Source organism: Streptomyces sp. NPDC004561, assembly GCF_053602155.1.
The window spans coordinates 1-1,030 of record NZ_JBSGDB010000952.1 but is presented as its reverse complement, the minus strand read 5'-3'; the positions used below and the strand labels follow the sequence as shown (position 1 = coordinate 1,030).

Sequence of the window (1,030 nt, the reverse complement as noted above, 5' to 3'; positions counted from 1 at the left end):
TCGTAGGCCTGCGCCAGCTCGGTGGGGTCGCTGGTGAAGCCGAAGTCCTTGTCGGTGGGGAGGGCGGCGGGCACCCGGCCGTCCCGGACGGCTGGTTTCTGGCTGGCCACGTCGGCGTGCAGCGCGGGCGCGCCGCGACGGGTGGGTGCCCGGTCCATCAGGTCGTCGTGGACCAGGGCGCAGGTCTGGAGCAGTTCGAGGGCCGCCGCCGCGCGCAGCGCCGCGCGCACCTGGGCGGCGTCCCCGCCGCCGCACGCACGCAGGGACCACCACACGAGCCGGGAGCGGATGCGGCGCCCGCCGCGCCGGGTGAAGCGGGCGACCCGGTCGGCGATGTCGTCGGCGAACACCGGGTCCAGCACACGGCAGTCGGCGAGGCGACCGGCGAGCAGATCCCGCAGCTCCCGCCCGACGGCACCCGGAACGTCGTCATCGACGGCGCGCGCGTCACCCGGGACGGCCGGTGCCCCCGCCCCATGACCGACCACGTCAGACGCACTACGCGGCACACCCGGCACATCGACATCGACAGCACCCGCGCCACCCGGGACGGCCGGTGCCCCCGCCTCATGACCGGCCACGGCAGGCGCTCTGCGCGGCGGGCCGGCCTGGGGGCGTGCGATCGCCTGGGTGGAACGCATCGAGGGTCCTCTCGCCGGTAGGAGGCCGGACGCCGTGTCCGGTGCCCGCACCTGTCGTGTCGCGTGTCTCGTCGTCGGACATTCCGCTCGCGTGTCTCGTCGTCAGACACCGCTCGTGTGTCCGTCGTCAGACATTCCGCGCGGGTCGCCCCGCCGGATGCGCCGTTCGGTGGACCTTCCGCCGCGGTGGCCACGTTCCCGCCCGACACGGTCCCGCCTGCATCCGCCGGGGCCGCCGGGCCGGAAGACTGGCCGGACGAGCCGGCCCGGGAAGGGAGCCGCCGTGGAGGTGGTGGAGTAGGACGCCGTCGATCGCCGACAGGGGAACGCGGGAGGTGACGATGACGAGGCAGGTCGCTGTGGCGGGGATCAGGCCCGCGACCTGATCC

General features: G+C 75.1%; 1 protein-coding gene. It reads right to left on the bottom strand.

Annotation, left to right across the window (positions count from 1 at the left end; genetic code table 11):
* The coding region (locus ACWEN3_RS46950; protein ID WP_452984615.1) for a polyprenyl synthetase family protein at nt 1–488 on the bottom strand (488 nt) is incomplete at its 3' end.
* Nucleotides 489–1,030: the final 542 nt, after the last annotated feature.